Raw genomic sequence first — 17,870 nt, 5'->3', positions numbered from 1 at the left:
GTACGACCGTGACCACACTCACCAAGACCGAGGACTCGCCCGCACCCTCCTCGTCCGGAGCCTTCCTGTCGGTGCGGGACCTGAGGGTCCAGTTCTCCACCGAGGACGGCATCGTCAAAGCCGTGGACGGGCTCTCGTTCGACCTGGAGCGCGGGCAGACGCTCGGTATCGTCGGCGAGTCGGGTTCCGGCAAGTCGGTGACCAACCTGAGCATCCTGGGGCTGCACAACCGGCGCAGCACCCAGGTCTCGGGCGAGATCGTGCTGGACGGCCAGGAGATCACCGGAGCTTCCGACAAGCAGCTCCAGACGCTCCGCGGCAACAAGATGGCGATGATCTTCCAGGACGCGCTGACCGCGCTCTCGCCGTACTACACGGTGGGCCGGCAGATCGCGGAGCCGTACATCAAGCACACGGGTGCCTCCAAGAAGGAGGCGCGTGCGCGGGCGATCGAGATGCTCGGCAAGGTCGGGATCCCCGACCCGAAGAACCGGGTCGACGACTTCCCGCACCAGTTCTCCGGCGGTATGCGTCAGCGCGCCATGATCGCGATGTCGCTGGTCTGCAACCCCGAACTGCTGATCGCCGACGAGCCGACGACGGCCCTGGACGTCACCGTCCAGGCGCAGATCCTCGACCTGCTCAAGGATCTTCAGCAGGAGTTCGGTTCGGCGATCATCCTGATCACCCACGACCTCGGCGTCGTCGCGAACACCGTCGACGACCTGCTGGTGATGTACGCGGGCCGGGCCGTCGAGCGCGGCACCGTGCGTGAGGTGCTCAAGACTCCGGAGCACCCGTACACCTGGGGCCTGCTCGGCTCGATGCCGCGGCTCTCCCAGGACGTGGGCTCGGAACTGACGCCGATTCCGGGGTCGCCGCCCAGCCTGCTGAACCCGCCGTCGGGCTGCGCGTTCAATCCGAGGTGCTCGTTCGTCGACATCGTCGACGGGAGCGGCCGCTGCGTGAACGAGCGACCCCTGCTTCCGGAGGGGCGCGGCTCTGCCTGCCACCTCACCGGCGAGCAGAAGCAGCAGGTTTTCATCGAGACGATTCAGCCCCGGCTGGGCTGATGTACCGGCAACTGGGGCTATGACCATGAGCGAGAACAAGAGCAACACCGCCGGTCCGGACACGGCTCAGGCGCAGCGGGAGCCGGATGTCTCGGAACCGCTCCTGAGCGTGAAGGGCCTGACCAAGCACTTCCCGATCTACGGCGGATTTCCCTTCAAGCGGCAGGTCGGTGCGGTCCAGGCCGTCGACGACGTGACGCTGGACGTGTACCCGGGCGAGTCCCTCGGCCTGGTGGGTGAATCGGGCTGTGGCAAGTCGACCACGGGCCGGCTCCTCACCCGGCTGATGGAGCCGACCAGCGGCACGATCACCTACAACGGCCAGGACATCTCCCACGCCAACCGTAGGAAGCTGGCACCGATCCGGTCCGAGATCCAGATGATCTTCCAGGACCCGTACGCCTCGCTGAACCCGCGGCAGACGGTCGGAACGATCATCTCGGGGCCGATGGAGGTCAACGGGATCAACCCGCCCGGAGGCCGTGAGGCACGGGTGCGGGAGCTGCTGGAGACGGTCGGGCTCAACCCGGAGCACTACAACCGCTTCCCGCACGAGTTCTCCGGGGGCCAGCGTCAGCGCATCGGTGTTGCCCGCGCGCTCGCGCTCAACCCCAAGATCATCATTGCGGACGAGCCGGTCTCGGCGCTCGACGTGTCGATCCAGGCGCAGGTCATCAACCTGCTCCAGGAGCTTCAGCGCGAGCTGGACATCGCGTTCGTGTTCATCGCGCACGACCTCGCGATCGTCCGTCACTTCTCGCAGCGCATCGCGGTGATGTACCTCGGCAAGGTGGTGGAGGTCGCCGACCGCGACTCCCTGTACAACGCCCCGCGCCACCCGTACACGCACGCGCTGCTGTCGGCGGTGCCGAACGCGGACCTGGACGCGGACAAGACGGAGCGCATCCGGCTCTTCGGTGACGTGCCGTCGCCGATCATGCCGCCCTCCGGCTGCCGCTTCCGGACCCGCTGCTGGAAGGCGCAGGACAAGTGCGCGACGGAGGAGCCTCCGCTGGTGCAGCTCTCGGGTGCCCGTGAGGGCCACCTGACGGCCTGCCACTTCCCGGAGGCGCCGACCACGGAGAAGACCGGCCCGGACGTCGTTCTCGACCCCGCGCTCGTCGCTCTGGAAGAGAAGAACACGGACAAGAAGTAGCTGGGACTGGAAGTAGCAGCACCCTCCGGCGGAGCCGGGAGCTCGGGTGCCGGGACGCGGAAGCGTCCCGGCACCCGTTCGTGTTTCCGGGCCCGTGCGGCGGCCGGACGGCACCCGTTCGTGGTGCCGGGCCGGACGGCGTCGGGTCTTGCTCATCCGGCCGGTACGACGGCTTCGGGGACGGCGGGCTCAGCGGCGGCGGACGGTGTGCGGTAGGCACGGAGCGGGGCGTGGGTCGCGGCCACGGCGGCGATGGCCAGGGTGGCGGAGAGCCCGCCGACGACCAGGGCGAGGGGGGCGGAGGTGGCCGATGCCAGCAGGCCACCGCGGAAGTTGCCGAGCTCGGGGCCCGCGACGCCGATGACGTGCTCCACCGAGGAGACCCGCCCCCGGTACGCGTCCGGCGTCTCCAGCTGGACCAGGGCGCTTCGGGTGACGACGGACACGGTGTCGGCGGCGCCCGCCACGGCCAGGCAGCCGAGCGCCGCCCACAAGGGCCCCGCCAGACCGAAACAGGCCAGCGCCAGGCCCCAGACACCGGCCGCGACCAGCTGGACCACGCCGCCGCGGCGCCACCGTGTCACCGTGCCGGAGAGCAGACCGGCCGTGATGCCCCCGACCGCGACGGCCGAGAGGAAGAGGCCCAGGGTCTGCGGGTTTCCTCCGAAGCGGACTTCGTTGACCAGCGGGAAGAGGGCGACGGGCATGGCGAGCAGTGTGGCGGCCAGGTCGGTGGCCAGCGAGCCCCGCAGCGTCGGGCGGCCGAGGACGACCCACCACCCGCCACGCTCCGGCCGGCGCCTGCCGCGCGTCGCGCCGGCGCCGTCGGGCGGCATGGCGGGCAGCCGGATCACCGCGAGCATCGAGACCGCCATGGTCACGGCCTGGGTCGCGTACGCGGCAGGGAAGTCCCAGCGGGCGATGATCAGCCCGGCCATCGCGGGACCGGCCAGCATGGCCGCCTGGAAGGAGATGTTGGTCAGCGCGAGACCGGCCGCCACCTGGTCGCCCGGCAACAGCCGGACCGGGAAGGTGCGCCGGGCAGGAGCTCCGAGAGCGCCGCAGCTCGTCCCCAGGGCGACCAGTGCGAGCAGCAGCAGCACGTTGCGGTTGTCCGCCAGGGCCTGGGCGCACAGCCCCGCGGCTGCCAGCAGCTGGCCCGCGGTGGTGGCCCGCACCACGGCGCGGCGGTCGACGGTGTCGGCCAGGGTGCCGCCGAGCAGCCCGAACAGCACGATCGGCAGACCGGTGGCGAGCCCGATGGCGCCGGTGCCCACGGGGCTGCCGGTCAGATCCCAGACCTGGGCCAGCACCGCCACATTGGCCGTCTGGCCGCCGAGCTGGGAGACGGAGGTGCCGATCCACAGGTCGCGGAACGGCCGGTTGCCGCGCAGCGGGCGGGTGTCGAGGAACCGGACACGCGAACCCCCGCTCATCGCGGTGGCTCGGCGAGGTGGTGGAGGATCCGCTCCCGCATCGACCGGCGGTCCAGCGCCCTCCGTACCTCCTCGACCACGCCGGTCATCGCATGCGGGACCTCGTGGTCCAGCTCGGCGACCGTGGCATGGGTGGCGCGCCACTCCGCCTCCAGGAACGGCACCAGCGACCGGCCGCGCTCGGTCAGGCCGATGTGCCGGGTACGGGCGTCGGGCCCCGGCTCGGAGGTGACCAGATCCTCCTTGAGCATGGCGGCGACGGTCTGGCTGATCGCGGAGTGCGAGCGGTTCAGGGACTTCGCGAGCTCACGGATGGTCAGGGGGCCGGTGTGGGCGAGCCGGATGAGCGGATAGGCGAAGCGGGGCCGTACGCCCTCGATGCCGCGCTCGACGTAGACCTGCTCGATCTCGGCGTCCATGGCCGCCAGCAGCTCGTGCAGGGAATGCCAGGGATCAGGCAGCGCTGTGGGATCCGAAAATGTCACAGCGCTAATATAACAGTGCTTGGATAATGTGCTGGCGGGCCGGTGCGGACCGGTACGGGGCTTGATTCGGGTTCCACGTGCCGCATAGCGTCGGCGTGGTGGAAACGCTCCGGCCCGCCGCCCGGGTCATCTGCCTCGACGCAGCCGACTGTCTGCTCCTGTTGCGCTGGCGGGATCCGGTCGACGGGTCATGGCTCTGGGAGCCGCCCGGCGGCGGCATCGAGCCGGGCGAGACCCCGCTGGTGGCGGCGCGGCGCGAACTGGCGGAGGAGACCGGACTCGACCCGGCCGCCGTCCTCGACCGGTGGGTGCCCGTTGACCGGGATGTGCGGTGGCGGGGCAAGCGGTACACCGGGACGGAGCAGTTCTACCTCGCCCGGTTCACCGGTGAGCGGCCGTCCCTGCTGAGGACCGGCCTGCTCCCTGACGAGCGGGCGAGCCTGGACACCCATGCCTGGTTCGCCCGGCCGGATCTGGCCGTGCTGCCGGACCCGGTCGAGCCGCCGCAGATACTGACCGTGCTCGACGCCCTGGCCCCGGACGGGCCGTGGAGTGGCCGGGGCCGGGCGGTGTGAGAACTGGCCGCGTCAACGGGGGAGGGTGAGCGCCGCCGCCCCCGTCCGTTCGAGGATGCGGAGGGCGTCGGCCGCGGCCGGTGACAGCACGGCGTCGTCCCGCAGTTCGGCGAGCGGGACCCACGCCACCGCGTCCGTGGAGCCGTCCGTCTCGGCCACCGCCGGCGCCCCGTCCTTGAGCGTGACGACGTAGAACAGGGCCGTGAGGCTCCAGCTCACCCCGTTCCGCCGAGCCGTGTAGGTCCGGGCGTCGGCCAGCCGGGCGTCCGCGACCTCCAGCCCCGTCTCCTCCCGGAGCTCGCGGGCCAGCGCCTCGGCGGGCTGCTCGCCCGGGTCGATCCCGCCGCCCGGCAGGTGCCACAGCCCCGGCGCGAAGACAGGCGAAGCGTCCGACAGCCTGGCCAGCAGGAGGCGGTCGTCCTGACTTGCGATGGCGTATGCCGAAACACGGGTCCGTACGTGAGCGTCCATGGTTCCCGCCCCTCCTTCGTGTGCGTAAGGCAGACAGGTCAAACCCTGGCGCCGGATTGCACGCTAGCGGCCCGCATCCACCCGCATGGCCCCGCTGAGCTCAGATGGCGGGAGTAAATGTGCGAGAAGTCCGCTATGCGACGATATTTGACCTCACGTAAGACGGAGCACTACGAGGAGGCACTCCATGCGCGGAGCCACACAGGTCAAGTGGGCCGCATGTGCGGTGGCCGTCGCCCTGGCGGCGACGGCCTGCGGCGGAGGGGACAGCGGCAGCGGTGGCGGTGGCGCGGACGGGATCGTGAGCTCCTCCTGGGGTGACCCGCAGAACCCGCTGGAGCCCGCCAACACCAACGAGGTGCAGGGCGGCAAGGTCCTCGACATGATCTTCCGGGGGCTCAAGAAGTACGACCCGAAGACCGGCGAGGCGACGAACATGCTCGCCGACAAGATCGAGTCCACGGACAACCAGAACTTCACGATCACGGTGAAGGACGGCTGGACCTTCAGCAACGGCGAGAAGATCACCGCCAAGTCGTTCGTGGACGCCTGGAACTACGGCGCCCTGTTGAAGAACAACCAGAAGAACGCCTACTTCTTCGGTTACATCGACGGATACGACAAGGTCCACCCGGAGACGGGGACGGCGAGCGCCACCACGCTCTCCGGGCTCAAGCAGGTGAACGACATGACCTTCTCGGTCAAGCTGACGCAGAAGTTCTCCCTGTGGCCCGACACTCTCGGCTACCCCGCCTTCGCGCCGCTGCCCAAGACCTTCTTCACGGACCATGACGCCTGGGTGTCCAAGCCGGTCGGCAACGGCCCGTACACGATCGACAAGTACACCAAGGGCTCGTCGATGAGCCTGCGCAAGTGGGACGACTACCCCGGTGACGACAAGGCGAAGAACGGCGGGATCGACCTCAAGGTCTACACCGACAACAACACCGCCTACACCGACCTGACGGCCGGCAACCTCGACCTCGTCGACGACGTGCCCGCCTCGCAGCTCAAGAACGTCAAGGCGGACCTCGGCGACCGCTACATCAACACCCCGGCCGGCATCATCCAGACGCTCGCGTTCCCGTTCTACGACAAGCAGTGGAACACTCCCGACGCGATCAAGGTCCGTCAGGGCCTCTCCATGGCGATCAACCGCGAGCAGATCACCAACCAGATCTTCCAGAAGACCCGCACCCCCGCCTCCGACTGGACCTCCCCGGTCCTCGGCGAGGACGGCGGCTTCAAGAAGGGTCTGTGCGGCAAGGAGTGCACGTACAACGCGGCCGACGCCAAGAAGATGATCGAGGACGGCGGAGGCATCCCCGGCGGCCAGCTCAAGATCTCGTACAACGCGGACACCGGCTCCCACAAGGAGTGGGTCGACGCCGTCTGCAACAGCATCAACAAGGTCATGGGCAACAACAAGGCGTGCGTGGGCGCCCCGATCGGCACCTTCGCCGACTTCCGCAGCCAGGTCTCCCAGCAGAAGCTGAGCGGTGCCTGGCGTGCGGGCTGGCAGATGGACTACCCGCTGATCCAGAACTTCCTGCAGCCCGTCTACTACTCCAACGCCTCGTCCAACGACGGCAAGTGGAGCAACAAGCAGTTCGACGACCTCGTCAACAAGGCGAACGCCGAGTCGGACAAGGCCACGGCCGTCTCCACCTTCCAGGACGCCGAGAAGGTCATGGTCCAGCAGATGCCGGTCATCCCGCTCTGGTACCAGAACGGCAGCGCCGGCTACTCGGAGAACGTCACCAACGTCTCCCTGAACCAGTTCAGCGTCCCGGTGTACGAGCAGATCGAGGTCAAGTGACCCGATAGGCAGCCGGGTGGCCGGTGCACCCACGCACCGGCCACCCGGCTTCCCCGTCCCGCGACTCCTCAGCCCAGAGACTTCCGACCCCGCGACCCCCGGAGCCCTTCATGGGACGTTATGTGATCCGGCGGCTGCTGCAGATGATCCCGGTCTTCTTCGGCACCACGCTGTTGATCTTCCTCATGGTGAACGTGATGGGTGACCCCATCGCGGGTCTCTGCGGCGACCGCCAGTGCGACCCGGCGACCGCCGCCCAACTCCGTTCGGAATTCGGCCTCGACAAGCCGGTCTGGCAGCAGTACCTGACCTACATGGGGAACGTCTTCACCGGCGACTTCGGCACCGCGTTCAACGGGCAGAAGGTCACCGAGCTGATGGCCACGGCCTTCCCCATCACCATCCGCCTCACCCTCGTGGCGATCTTCTTCGAGATCGTCATCGGCATCAGCCTCGGCGTCGTCACCGGTCTGCGCCGCGGCCGCCCCATCGACACCACCGTGCTGATCCTGACGCTGGTCGTCATCTCCATCCCGACCTTCGTCACGGGTCTGCTCCTCCAGCTCCTGCTCGGCGTGGAGTGGGGCGTCATCAAACCCTCCGTCTCCAGCGAGGCCCCGCTCAACGAGCTGATCATCCCCGGACTCGTGGTCGCCTCCGTCTCGCTGGCCTACGTCACCCGCCTCACCCGCACCTCGATCGCCGAGAACGCCCGTGCCGACTACGTGCGCACCGCGACCGCCAAGGGCCTCCCCAGGCGCCGTGTGGTCGTCCGCCACCTGCTGCGCAACTCGCTGATCCCCGTCGTCACCTTCATCGGTACGGACGTGGGCGCCCTGATGGGCGGGGCGATCGTCACGGAGCGGATCTTCAACATCCACGGCGTCGGCTACCAGCTCTACCAGGGCATCCTGCGCCAGAACTCCCAGACCGTCGTCGGGTTCGTCACCGTCCTGGTCCTCGTCTTCCTGGCGGCGAACCTGATCGTCGACCTGCTGTACGCCGTACTCGACCCGAGGATCCGCTATGCCTGAGCAGACACCGGACGAGGCGATCTCGTCCGCCGGAGCCGGCGGAACGATGGACCTCGCACTCGACGAGGGCGACTCCCTCGAGAAGACCCCCGGCGGGCCCCGGGGGACGGGCCCCGACACCAAACCGCAGAGCCTGTGGTCCGACGCCTGGCACGACCTGCGCCGCAACCCCGTCTTCATCATCTCCGCGTTGATTATCCTGTTCCTGGTGATCATCTCCATCTGGCCGCAGCTCATCGCCTCCGGCGACCCGCTCGACTGTGACCTGGACAAGTCCCAGGAGGGCTCCCAGCCCGGCCACCCCTTCGGGTACGACGGCCAGGGCTGCGACGTCTACACCCGTGTCGTGTACGGCGCCCGGAACTCCGTCACCGTCGGCATCTGCTCCACCATCGGCGTCTCCCTGATCGGCAGCATCCTCGGCGGGCTGGCCGGATTCTTCGGCGGCTGGTGGGACTCGATCCTCTCCCGCCTCACCGACGTCTTCTTCGGTATCCCCGTCGTACTCGGCGGCCTCGTCTTCCTCTCCGTGGTGACCAGCTCCACCGTCTGGCCGGTCATCGGATTCATCGTGCTGCTGGGCTGGCCGCAGATCGCCCGTATCGCCCGCGGCTCCGTCATCACCGCCAAACACAACGACTACGTACAGGCGGCCCGGGCGCTCGGCGCCTCCAACGGCCGGATGATGCTGCGGCACATCGCGCCCAACGCCATCGCCCCGGTCATCGTCGTCGCCACCATCGCGCTGGGCACGTACATCTCGCTGGAGGCGACCCTGTCGTTCCTCGGCGTCGGCCTGAAGCCACCGGCCGTCTCCTGGGGCATCGACATCTCCGCCGCGTCCCAGTACATCCGCAACGCCCCGCACATGCTCCTCTGGCCCGCCGGGGCCCTGGCGGTCACCGTGCTCGCGTTCATCATGCTCGGCGACGCGGTGCGCGACGCCCTCGACCCCAAGCTGCGCTGAGGAGTCCGCTGCCATGTTGCTCGAAGTGCGCGATCTGCACGTGGAGTTCCACACCCGGGACGGGGTCGCCAAGGCCGTCAACGGGGTCAACTACTCGGTGGCCGAGGGCGAGACGCTCGCCGTGCTCGGCGAGTCCGGCTCCGGCAAGTCGGTCACCGCACAGGCGATCATGGGCATCCTCGACATGCCGCCCGGGAAGATCAGCGGCGGCGAGATCCTCTTCAAGGACCGCGACCTGCTGAAGCTCAAGAAGGAGGAGCGCCGGAAGATCCGCGGCCAGGAGATGGCCATGATCTTCCAGGACGCGCTCTCCTCCCTCAACCCCGTGCTGACCGTGGGACAGCAGCTCGGCGAGATGTTCGTCGTGCACCGCGGGATGTCCCGCAAGGACGCGAAGGCCAAGGCCGTCGAGCTGATGGACCGGGTCCGCATCCCGGCCGCGAAGGAGCGGGTCGGCAACTACCCGCACCAGTTCTCCGGCGGCATGCGCCAGCGCATCATGATCGCCATGGCGCTGGCCCTGGAACCCTCGCTGATCATCGCCGACGAACCCACCACCGCCCTCGACGTCACGGTCCAGGCCCAGGTGATGGACCTGCTCGCGGAGCTCCAGCGCGAGCTGAACATGGGCCTGATCCTGATCACGCACGACCTGGGCGTCGTCGCCGACGTCGCCGACAAGATCGCCGTGATGTACGCGGGCCGCATCGTGGAGACCTCACCGGTCCACGACATCTACAAGGCGCCCGCGCACCCGTACACCAAGGGCCTGCTCCGGTCGATCCCGCGCCTGGACCAGAAGGGCCAGGAGCTCTACGCCATCAAGGGCCTGCCGCCCAACCTGCTGCACATCCCGCCCGGCTGCGCCTTCAACCCGCGCTGCCCGATGGCCCAGGACGTCTGCCGCAAGGACGTGCCGCCGCTGTTCGACGTGGCCGAGCACCGTCAGAGCGCCTGCTACTTCTGGAAGGAGACGCTCGATGCACGCTGATCACTCGGGGCGCAAGGGAGCGCGCGAAGAGGGCGAGGTGGCACGCGACCTCCTGGCCAAGTCGCGGGAGGGCAGCGCGTACGCGGGTGGCGAGCCGATCCTGGAGGTACGCGACCTCGTCAAGCACTACCCGCTGACCCAGGGCATCCTGATCAAGAAGCAGATCGGTGCCGTCAAGGCGGTCGACGGCGTCTCCTTCGACCTGGCGGCCGGCGAGACCCTCGGCATCGTCGGCGAGTCCGGCTGCGGCAAGTCGACCGTCGCCCGGATGCTGGTGCACCTGGAGCAGCCGACGGCCGGTGCGATCCGGTACAAGGGCGAGGACGTCACGAAGCTGTCCGGCCGCGCGCTGAAGGCCGTGCGCCGCAACATCCAGATGGTGTTCCAGGACCCGTACACCTCGCTGAACCCGCGGATGACGGTCGGCGACATCATCGGGGAGCCGTACGAGATCCACCCCGAGGTCGCACCCAAGGGCGACCGGCGGCGCAAGGTCCAGGACCTGCTGGACGTGGTCGGCCTCAACCCGGAGTACATCAACCGCTATCCGCACCAGTTCTCCGGCGGCCAGCGCCAGCGCATCGGCATCGCCCGCGGCCTCGCGCTCAACCCCGAGATCATCGTCGCCGACGAACCCGTCTCGGCCCTCGACGTCTCCGTCCAGGCCCAGGTCGTCAACCTGCTGGACCGGCTGCAGGCGGAGTTCAACCTCAGCTACGTGTTCATCGCCCACGACCTCTCCATCGTCCGTCACATCTCCGACCGGGTCGGCGTGATGTACCTCGGCCGGTTCGCGGAGATCGGCACGGACGAGCAGATCTACGACCACCCGACGCATCCGTACACCCAGGCGCTGCTCTCCGCGGTGCCGGTGCCGGACCCGATGGCGCGCGAGTACCGCGAGCGGATCATCCTGCACGGCGACGTCCCATCGCCCGCCAACCCGCCGTCCGGCTGCCGCTTCCGTACCCGCTGCTGGAAGGCGCAGGAGCGGTGCGAGCTGGAGGTCCCGCTGCTGGCGGTCCCGGCGGCCTTCCGGCTGACGGAGAGTCCGGCCAAGCACGATTCGGCCTGCCACTTCGCGGAGGAGAAGCGGGTGGTGCCGCCGGAGGGCACGCTGGAGCAGGTGGGCGAGGACGGCCAGGGCGCCGAAGGCGCCGCGGGCGCCGCGGGGGTCGGACCGGATGTGGAGAAGGTGGACCGGGAGGCCCGGAAGCCCCCGCAGTCGAATGCTCGGCCGGATGCGCAGCCGGAGTCGGAACCGTCGGCGGCACGGGAGGAGCCGGGGTCGGAACCGTCGGCGCGGGCGGAGCCGGAGTCGGAGCCCGGGCCGTCACCCGAAGCCGGGTCCGAGCCCTCGCCGGAGCCCTCGCCGGAGCCCTCGCCGGAGCCGGAGCCGGAGCCGGAGGCGGGGAACGAGGACGACGGCCCGCCACCGCCCTCCGGCAGCAGCCGGGTCAGCTGAGCCGACGGACCGTTAACGCGAGGGCAACTCGGGCGTCTCACGTCCGATATACGGACCCGTCAGCATGGACTGCGTACGGCCGTGCGGGTGCCGTGGACCGGCCGGAAGGACTCTCGTCCCTCCGGCCGGTCGCCCGACGGACCGCGCCGGCGGCCCTCTTGTCGGGAGGCCGGGCGCGGTGGAGTATCGCTGGGGTGATACTCACCCGTGGAGCAAGAGTGACCGGCGCCGCTCTCTGCGCGGTGCTCGCCCTGATCGTCGCGAGCTGGCTCGTACGGGACATCAGGGCCGTGGACGCCGACCAGCTGTGGCGCTACTGGGCCGGTTTCGGTGAAGCGCGTCCGCGGGCGATGCCCGCGACCTCACCCCTGGATGTCGCCCTCCTCGTCGTGTACGCCGCAGCCACCGTCGCCGCGCTGCGCTCGTCGGTCGCCGCCACCGTGCTCGTCGCCACCGGAGTGATCACCCTCGCCGTACGGCTGCCCGGGCTCTGGGGCATCGGGAGCCACCGGATGGAGTCGGTCTTCTCCGACGACCTGCGTTCACGGGCCCTCATCTGTGCCTTCGTGGCCCTCGCCGCGGGCATCGCGCTGTTCATCACCGCCGGGGCCGGCCGCCGCCCGCCGGCCGACTCCTACGAACAACTGCCCACCCGGCCCGGCCCGGGCGCCTCCGTCGCCGCGTTCCTGATGCTGGGCGCGGCCGGAGCGGTGCTGATCGCCTGGGAGATCCGCCAGATGGTGCGGTACCCCGAGATCTATCCCGAGTGGTACGTGGGCGGTGACCGGGTCCCGCACGGTGTGATCGACCCGCCGCCCGGCTGGGGCACCGCCGCGCTGGCGCTGATCTGCCTCGTCGCGGGGGCGAGCGCCCTCTTCCACGCCGTGCACGCGCGGCCGTTCGGGCTGGTGGCCGCCGTGCTGCTGCTGCCCGGCGGGGTGCTGGGGGTGGTCCGGGTCGTGCACTACGACCTGCTCGACCACTTCGGTTCGCTGCCGACGGAGACCCAGCTCACGCTCCTGAGCTGGATCTTCGAGCTGCTCGCCGCGCTGGTGGTGCTGATCGCGCTGGCACCCAGGGGATTCGCCGACGTACCCGGACCGTACGGGCCGGGGCCGGGACCCGGGTACGGACCCCCGGAATTCGGCCCCCCCGGCTACAACCCCACCCCTTACCCGGGGCAGCAGCAGCCGCCGGCCCCGGGCTACGGATACCCGCAGGGCGGCGGCTACGGATACCCGCAGGGCGGAGGCTTCGGACCGCCCCCGCCGCCCTCGCAGCCGCCGCCGGGCTGGTAGCCCTACCTGCTGAGTGACCGCTTCAGGAAGTCCACCTGGAGCAGCAGGAGGTTCTCCGCCACCTTCTCCTGCGGGGTCATGTGCGTCACCCCGCTCAGCGGCAGCACCTCGTGCGGGCGGCCCGCCGCGAGCAGCGCCTGCGACAGCCGCAGGGAGTGCGCGACCACCACGTTGTCGTCCGCCAGTCCATGGATGATCATCATCGGCCGTACCTGGTCGGCGGCGTGCGAGAGCCCCTCGTCGGTGAGCAGCGAGTTGTACGCGTACACCTCCGGCTGCGTCGCCGGGTCGCCGAGGTAGCGCTCCGTGTAGTGGGTGTCGTACAGCCGCTGGTCGGTCACCGGAGCGCCCACGACCGCCGCGTGGAAGACGTCGGGCCTGCGCAGGGCCGCCATGCCGGCCAGGAAGCCGCCGTACGACCAGCCCCGGATGCCCACCCGGCCGAGGTCCAGCGGGAACCGCTCCGCGAGGGCGTGCAGCGCCTCGACCTGATCGTCGAGGGTGAGGGCGAGATTGTGCTTGACGGCCTTCTCCCAGCCGGGCGAGCGGCCGGGGGTGCCGCGGCCGTCCGCGACGATCACGGCGAAACCCTGGTCCGCGAACCACTGCGAGGTCAGGTACGGATTGTGGGCGGCGAGGACCCGGCGGCCGTGCGGTCCACCGTACGGATCCATCAGGACCGGAAGCGGACCATCCGATTCCTTGTAGCCGGTGGGGAGCATCACGGCGCACGGAATCCGCCGTGCGCCCCCTTCGGTGAGCTGCGGCCGCGCGGACAGGACCGGCTGCTCCGCGTGACTGGGAACGGTGGCGATCTGCTTCCCGTCCCGGAACACCCGGACCGTCGATCCCGGCGCGTCCAACGCGGTGGAGACCATGACGGCCACCCTGCCGGACCGGACCGCCGTGTGTACGCCCGCGCCCTCCGAGACCCGCTCGACGCCCAACTCGTTGACCCGGTAGACGTGGCTCTCGCCGATCTCCGCCTCGGTGGCCCGCTCACCCGCCGACGCCGTGACGAGGATGTCGGACTCCCCGATGTCCAGCACCGCCTGGATCTGCAACTGGGCCCCGGTCTGCGGCCGGTCCCCGACCGCGAGGACCCGAGCCCCGCCCTCGTCCGCGATCCGCACCAGCCGCCCGTCCGGCGCCCACGCGGGCACTCCGGGGAACAGGTCCAGCCACACGGGGTCCTCGTCCACGTGCACCGTCCGGGTCGCCCCGGTCTCCGGGTCCACCGCGAGGTAGAGCTGACTCTGCTGGTCACGGGCCTGGACGAGCAGCAGCGGGGCCCCGTCCGACGACCAGTGCACCTGCGCCAGGTAGGGGAACCGCGCCCGGTCCCAGACCACTTCGGTGCGCTGTCCGGCCAGGCCGACGACGAAGAGCCGCACCACAGCGTTGGGCGTCCCGGCCGCCGGGTACGCGACCTCGGCCGGCTTGCGGTCCGGGTTCGCGGGATCGGCGATCCACCACCGCTGCACGGGGCTGTCGTCGACCCGGGCGACGAGCAGCCGGTCCGACTCCGGCGACCACCAGAAGCCCCGCGGGCGCTGCATCTCCTCGGCCGCGATGAACTCCGCGAGCCCGTACGAGACGTCCGCGTCCTCCGGCTCGGCGAGTGCCCTGTCCCCTTCGCCATCGGCGCCCACGACGCGCAGCGCGCCCTTGGACACGTATGCGATGTGTCGCCCGTCGGGGGAGGGGCGCGGATCGATCACCGGGCCCGGTACGGGCAGGGCGCGTGCCGTCCCGGCCCGCAGCTCGGCGACGTACACCTTCCCCGAGAGCGCGAACGCCGCCAACTCGGCCGCCGCGTCCACCGCGTAGCCGACGATCCCCGACGACCCCTCGCGGCTCCGCTCACGGCGGGCCCGCTCCTGGGGCGAGAGCCGCTCCGCCGAACCGCCCAGCAGCACCGCCGGATCGGCCACGACCCGCTCCCGGGGGGCCGCGCCGTCGCTCAGGTCCAGCACCCAGAGCCGGCCCGAGCGGTCGGTACCCGAACCCGAGCGTACGAAGACGACCCGTTCACCATCGGGTGAAACCGTGAACGCGCGCGGTGCACCGAGGGTGAAGCGCATCGTCCGTGCCAACTGCAGCGGGAAGGTGATCTCTGGCGAAGTCATATGCCGAACCTATCGGCCGGCCCACCGTCCGTGCGCCCCTCGTGCTGCTGTGCCCCGATCAATGCCTTGCCACGGATAGTTATGATCCGTAGCGCTCGGTGGGTATGAACCTGCTGGCTCCATGCGTGCTGCCCGTTCCGACCGTACAGATGGAGGTGAACCGCCGTGGCGCTCTCGATTTCGGCGGTGGTGCTGCTGGCGATCGTCGTCTTCCTGCTGATCCGGAAATCCGGACTGAAGGGCGGACACGCGGTCGTCTGCATGCTGCTCGGTTTCTATCTCGCCAGCTCGTCCATAGCGCCCAGCATCTCCGAGCTGACCACGAACCTGGCCGGCGTGATCGGAGGCATCAAGTTCTGACGCCTGCGACCGTGCGTGGCCCTGCGACGCCTCTCGGCGTCCGCGGCACGCGTGCTCCTTCGGTGCCTTTCGGTGCGTGCGGGATGTGTGGTCCCGCGGTGGCCGGAGGGTGGCCGCCGTGGCTCCTGGGGACCGTCGGCTCGTAGGGTGGTCCCCATGACGGACCTTCCCGCCCGGCGTCTGCTCCTGGTGCACGCGCACCCCGACGACGAGTCGATCAACAACGGCGCCACCATGGCCAGGTACGCGGCCGACGGCGCCCTGGTCACGCTGGTGACCTGCACGCTCGGCGAGGAGGGCGAGATCATCCCGCCCGCCCTCGCGCATCTCGCCGCGGACCGGGACGACTCCCTGGGCCCCTACCGCAGCGGCGAACTCGCTGCGGCGATGAAGGAACTGGGGGTCACCGACCACCGCCTCCTCGGCGGTGCCGGCCGGTACCGCGACTCCGGAATGATGGGCGCCGAGCAGAACCACCGCCCGGGCGCCTTCTGGTCCGCCGACGTCGACGAGGCCGCCGGGTACCTCGTGGAGGTGATCCGTGAGGTGCGCCCCCAGGTCCTGGTGACGTACGACCCCGAGGGCGGCTACGGGCACCCCGACCACATCCAGGCGCACCGGGTCGCGACGCGCGCCGCGGAACTGGCCGCCGACCCCGCGTACCGCACCGGCTCCGGCGCCGCGCACACCATCGCCAAGACCTACTGGAACCGGGTGCCGCGTTCGGTCGTCGAGGAGGGCTTCGCCCGGCTGCGGGCCACCGCCCCGGACGTGTTCCCGGGTATCGCCGAGATCGACGACGTGCCGGGCGTGGTGGACGACACCCTGGTCACCACCGAGATCGACGGCACCGGACACAGCGAGGCGAAAGCCGCGGCGATGCGGGCGCACGCCACCCAGATCGCGATCGACGGCCCCTTCTTCGCACTGTCGAACGACCTGGGGCAGCCCGTTCTCACCACCGAGTACTACGAGTTGGTGAACGGTGCCTCCGGCGCCGTGGACGGAACCCGGGAACACGATCTCTTCGCGGGCACGGAGGCGCACCGATGAGCGGCAGCAGGCCGCGGGCCGCGCGGACCAACGCACCTCCGAGGGACATTCCGGCCACCGGCCTGGCCGCGCCCCTCAACCCTCGCCGGATCGCCGCGCTGCTGGGCCTGGCGGTCCTCGGCGCGCTCGTCGGCATCGCCGGAACGCTCGTCCAATCCGCCTGGTTCCCCGGCGGATTGCTGCTCGCCCTGCTCGCCGCCACCGGGCTCTTCTACGGCGGCCGCACCCTGATGGGCACACAGCCGGGAGCCCTGGCGCCCGCAGCGGGATGGCTGATTTCGGTCATTCTTCTGCTGGGCGGAAGACCGGAAGGGGACTACGTCTTCGGGAACGAACTGGGCCTCGCCCTCTTCATGCTGGGCGGCATGGCCATCGCTGTGATCTGTGCCACCATGTCGCGGGCGCCCCAACTGGGGGCCGACAGCGGCCGACCTGGCAAGTAATGTGCCACGTCCCATCCCGTAATGCCCCCTGTCCGTCCGGGGGGTGCGCAGTCGTTTCCCCCGGTCGCGGGGTGTCTGTCGGCCGCGGCCAGTAAGGTGGTTCGCGCGCCGAGCCGTCCCCTGGCCTGCGGCATGGGGGAAGTACGGGCGGCGGAGCCAATCGGGAGAACCTGCTTTGAGTCGTGAAACTGACAGTTCGTCCTCCGGGCCCCAGGGCCGCGGAGGAGCCGCGTACCCCTCGGGTACGCCGCCGTACGGATCCCGCCAGTATCCGTCGCTGCACCCTTCGCAGGACGCCCCGGAGGAGTCCCCGGAGCCTGCGGATCCGCCTCAGTCCGACGAGCCGAGGACCGAGACGACGCTGACGACGCGTATCCGGATCAACATTCCGGGCTCGCGGCCCATCCCTCCGGTCGTCATGCGTACGCCCATGAGCGACGTCGACGGCTCCGGTGGCGAGCGCACCGGCTCCACCCCGCGCCCGGGCGCCTCCGCGTCCAACGGCGCGCAGGCGGCGCCGGCCGTGCCCGGGCCCGAGTCGCGGGACACCGCTGTCGCGGCGGAGTCCGCGGCGGAGAAGCCGGCCAGGGAGAAGAGCGGCAGCGACTGGTTCGCACCGCGCAAGTCCCCGGCAGCCGGTCCGGCGGGCGCGAGCGCCCCGTCGGGCACTCCGCCGAACGACGGGACGGACGGCGCCGGTTTCCGGGCCGGTGGTCCTGAGGGTCCCGGTGGCACGGATGGTGCCGGTTTCCGGGCCGGTGGTCCTGAGGGTCCCGGTGGCACCGATGGCGCCGGCTTCGCGGCCGGTGGCTCGGGCAGCCGGCCGGACGGTCCGGGTTCCGGCCCGTCCAGCCCGCCCCCGGGTGGCCCCCGCGCCGATCTGCCCTACTTCTCCGACGGACCGCAGCGCGCCGGCGACCCGGGCGCACCCGGTTCCGACGCCTTCGGTGGCGACGGCGCGGGCGGGCCCCGCTCCACACCGAACCTCGGGGTCCGTACGCCCGGACCGTCCGGCCCCACCACGGGACCGGCCACCGGCACCTCGGCCCTCACCCCGGACCTCGACGGCCGGGCGCCGTTCGGTCCCGGTCCGGGCGGACCGGGACCGAACGGCG

General features: G+C 70.4%; 16 protein-coding genes and 1 pseudogene. 13 read left to right on the top strand and 4 right to left on the bottom strand.

What is annotated here, in order from left to right; translation table 11 throughout:
• Positions 1-8: 8 nt before the first annotated feature.
• Complete coding sequence (locus tag JGS39_RS21105; RefSeq protein WP_219570781.1) at positions 9-1,073, top strand: ABC transporter ATP-binding protein; 1,065 nt, start codon at positions 9-11, stop codon at positions 1,071-1,073.
• A 25-nt stretch (positions 1,074-1,098) separates the two neighbouring features.
• Positions 1,099-2,229, top strand: a complete 1,131-nt coding sequence (locus tag JGS39_RS21100) for an ABC transporter ATP-binding protein (protein WP_219570779.1) — start codon at positions 1,099-1,101, stop codon at positions 2,227-2,229.
• Positions 2,230-2,381: 152 nt separating this feature from the next.
• Here JGS39_RS21100 and JGS39_RS21095 read toward each other — a convergent pair whose 3' ends face one another.
• Both JGS39_RS21095 and JGS39_RS21090 read right to left on the bottom strand, forming a co-directional pair.
• Positions 2,382-3,665: an MFS transporter gene (locus JGS39_RS21095; RefSeq protein ID WP_219570777.1), complete on the bottom strand. Its 1,284-nt coding sequence runs from the start codon at positions 3,663-3,665 to the stop codon at positions 2,382-2,384.
• The gene (locus JGS39_RS21090; protein WP_306071556.1) at positions 3,662-4,150 is read right to left on the bottom strand and encodes a MarR family winged helix-turn-helix transcriptional regulator; all 489 of its coding nucleotides are present in this window, start codon (positions 4,148-4,150) and stop codon (positions 3,662-3,664) included. The genes JGS39_RS21095 and JGS39_RS21090 overlap by 4 nt, the downstream gene beginning before the upstream one ends.
• A gap of 98 nt (positions 4,151-4,248) precedes the next feature.
• Between JGS39_RS21090 and JGS39_RS21085 the strand changes: the two genes are divergently transcribed.
• Positions 4,249-4,725 carry an NUDIX domain-containing protein gene (locus JGS39_RS21085; protein WP_308120572.1) on the top strand — a complete coding sequence of 159 codons (477 nt, stop codon included), beginning with the start codon at positions 4,249-4,251 and terminating at the stop codon, positions 4,723-4,725.
• A gap of 12 nt (positions 4,726-4,737) precedes the next feature.
• On the opposite strand, the gene JGS39_RS21080 is transcribed toward JGS39_RS21085, so the two are convergent.
• Positions 4,738-5,196: an NUDIX hydrolase gene (locus JGS39_RS21080; RefSeq protein WP_219570774.1), complete on the bottom strand. Its 459-nt coding sequence runs from the start codon at positions 5,194-5,196 to the stop codon at positions 4,738-4,740.
• Positions 5,197-5,383: 187 nt separating this feature from the next.
• Between JGS39_RS21080 and JGS39_RS21075 the strand changes: the two genes are divergently transcribed.
• From JGS39_RS21075 to JGS39_RS21050, 6 genes are all read left to right on the top strand, one after another.
• Positions 5,384-7,015, top strand: coding sequence for a peptide ABC transporter substrate-binding protein (locus tag JGS39_RS21075; protein ID WP_219570772.1), 1,632 nt, complete (start codon positions 5,384-5,386; stop codon positions 7,013-7,015).
• A 110-nt stretch (positions 7,016-7,125) separates the two neighbouring features.
• A complete protein-coding gene (locus JGS39_RS21070) occupies positions 7,126-8,049 on the top strand; it encodes an ABC transporter permease (RefSeq protein ID WP_219570770.1) in 924 nt (307 codons plus the stop codon).
• Positions 8,042-9,016, top strand: coding sequence for an ABC transporter permease (locus JGS39_RS21065; RefSeq protein WP_219570769.1), 975 nt, complete (start codon positions 8,042-8,044; stop codon positions 9,014-9,016). Before JGS39_RS21070 ends, JGS39_RS21065 begins: the two co-directional genes overlap by 8 nt.
• A gap of 13 nt (positions 9,017-9,029) precedes the next feature.
• On the top strand, positions 9,030-10,007 hold the full coding sequence (locus JGS39_RS21060; protein ID WP_219570767.1) for an ABC transporter ATP-binding protein: 978 nt from the start codon (positions 9,030-9,032) through the stop codon (positions 10,005-10,007).
• Complete coding sequence (locus tag JGS39_RS21055; RefSeq protein ID WP_219570765.1) at positions 9,997-11,472, top strand: dipeptide ABC transporter ATP-binding protein; 1,476 nt, start codon at positions 9,997-9,999, stop codon at positions 11,470-11,472. The genes JGS39_RS21060 and JGS39_RS21055 overlap by 11 nt, the downstream gene beginning before the upstream one ends.
• 218 nt (positions 11,473-11,690) lie before the next feature.
• Positions 11,691-12,770, top strand: a complete 1,080-nt coding sequence (locus tag JGS39_RS21050; RefSeq protein WP_306071561.1) for a hypothetical protein — start codon at positions 11,691-11,693, stop codon at positions 12,768-12,770.
• 2 nt (positions 12,771-12,772) lie between these two features.
• Here JGS39_RS21050 and JGS39_RS21045 read toward each other — a convergent pair whose 3' ends face one another.
• Positions 12,773-14,854, bottom strand: coding sequence for a S9 family peptidase (locus JGS39_RS21045; RefSeq protein WP_372456153.1), 2,082 nt, complete (start codon positions 14,852-14,854; stop codon positions 12,773-12,775).
• A 210-nt stretch (positions 14,855-15,064) separates the two neighbouring features.
• Here JGS39_RS21045 and JGS39_RS21040 point away from each other — a divergent pair, with 210 nt between their 5' ends.
• The 4 genes and pseudogenes from JGS39_RS21040 to JGS39_RS21025 form a co-directional block, all read left to right on the top strand.
• Complete coding sequence (locus JGS39_RS21040) at positions 15,065-15,259, top strand: DUF2304 family protein (protein WP_148020542.1); 195 nt, start codon at positions 15,065-15,067, stop codon at positions 15,257-15,259.
• Positions 15,260-15,415: 156 nt separating this feature from the next.
• Positions 15,416-16,312 carry an N-acetyl-1-D-myo-inositol-2-amino-2-deoxy-alpha-D-glucopyranoside deacetylase gene (gene mshB, locus JGS39_RS21035; protein WP_219570761.1) on the top strand — a complete coding sequence of 299 codons (897 nt, stop codon included), beginning with the start codon at positions 15,416-15,418 and terminating at the stop codon, positions 16,310-16,312.
• Positions 16,309-16,755, top strand: a complete 447-nt coding sequence (locus tag JGS39_RS21030; protein ID WP_219570760.1) for a DUF6113 family protein — start codon at positions 16,309-16,311, stop codon at positions 16,753-16,755. Before mshB ends, JGS39_RS21030 begins: the two co-directional genes overlap by 4 nt.
• A gap of 175 nt (positions 16,756-16,930) precedes the next feature.
• A pseudogene (locus tag JGS39_RS21025) lies at positions 16,931-17,870 on the top strand (hypothetical protein); the annotation flags it as partial.

Source organism: Streptomyces poriferorum (assembly GCF_019399235.1).
Classification (GTDB): domain Bacteria; phylum Actinomycetota; class Actinomycetes; order Streptomycetales; family Streptomycetaceae; genus Streptomyces; species Streptomyces poriferorum.
This window is presented reverse-complemented; position numbering and strand designations above follow the sequence as displayed.

What these genes read in the sequence shown, in the direction of transcription:
- JGS39_RS21100 (WP_219570779.1), top strand. Translation starts at nt 1,099, where the DNA reads ATGAGCGAGAACAAGAGCAACACCGCCGGTCCGGACACGGCTCAGGCG.
- JGS39_RS21095 (WP_219570777.1), bottom strand. Translation starts at nt 3,665, where the DNA reads ATGAGCGGGGGTTCGCGTGTCCGGTTCCTCGACACCCGCCCGCTGCGC.
- JGS39_RS21080 (WP_219570774.1), bottom strand. Translation starts at nt 5,196, where the DNA reads ATGGACGCTCACGTACGGACCCGTGTTTCGGCATACGCCATCGCAAGT.
- JGS39_RS21075 (WP_219570772.1), top strand. Translation starts at nt 5,384, where the DNA reads ATGCGCGGAGCCACACAGGTCAAGTGGGCCGCATGTGCGGTGGCCGTC.
- JGS39_RS21070 (WP_219570770.1), top strand. Translation starts at nt 7,126, where the DNA reads ATGGGACGTTATGTGATCCGGCGGCTGCTGCAGATGATCCCGGTCTTC.
- JGS39_RS21065 (WP_219570769.1), top strand. Translation starts at nt 8,042, where the DNA reads ATGCCTGAGCAGACACCGGACGAGGCGATCTCGTCCGCCGGAGCCGGC.
- JGS39_RS21060 (WP_219570767.1), top strand. Translation starts at nt 9,030, where the DNA reads ATGTTGCTCGAAGTGCGCGATCTGCACGTGGAGTTCCACACCCGGGAC.
- JGS39_RS21055 (WP_219570765.1), top strand. Translation starts at nt 9,997, where the DNA reads ATGCACGCTGATCACTCGGGGCGCAAGGGAGCGCGCGAAGAGGGCGAG.
- JGS39_RS21045 (WP_372456153.1), bottom strand. Translation starts at nt 14,854, where the DNA reads ATGCGCTTCACCCTCGGTGCACCGCGCGCGTTCACGGTTTCACCCGAT.
- mshB (WP_219570761.1), top strand. Translation starts at nt 15,416, where the DNA reads ATGACGGACCTTCCCGCCCGGCGTCTGCTCCTGGTGCACGCGCACCCC.
- JGS39_RS21030 (WP_219570760.1), top strand. Translation starts at nt 16,309, where the DNA reads ATGAGCGGCAGCAGGCCGCGGGCCGCGCGGACCAACGCACCTCCGAGG.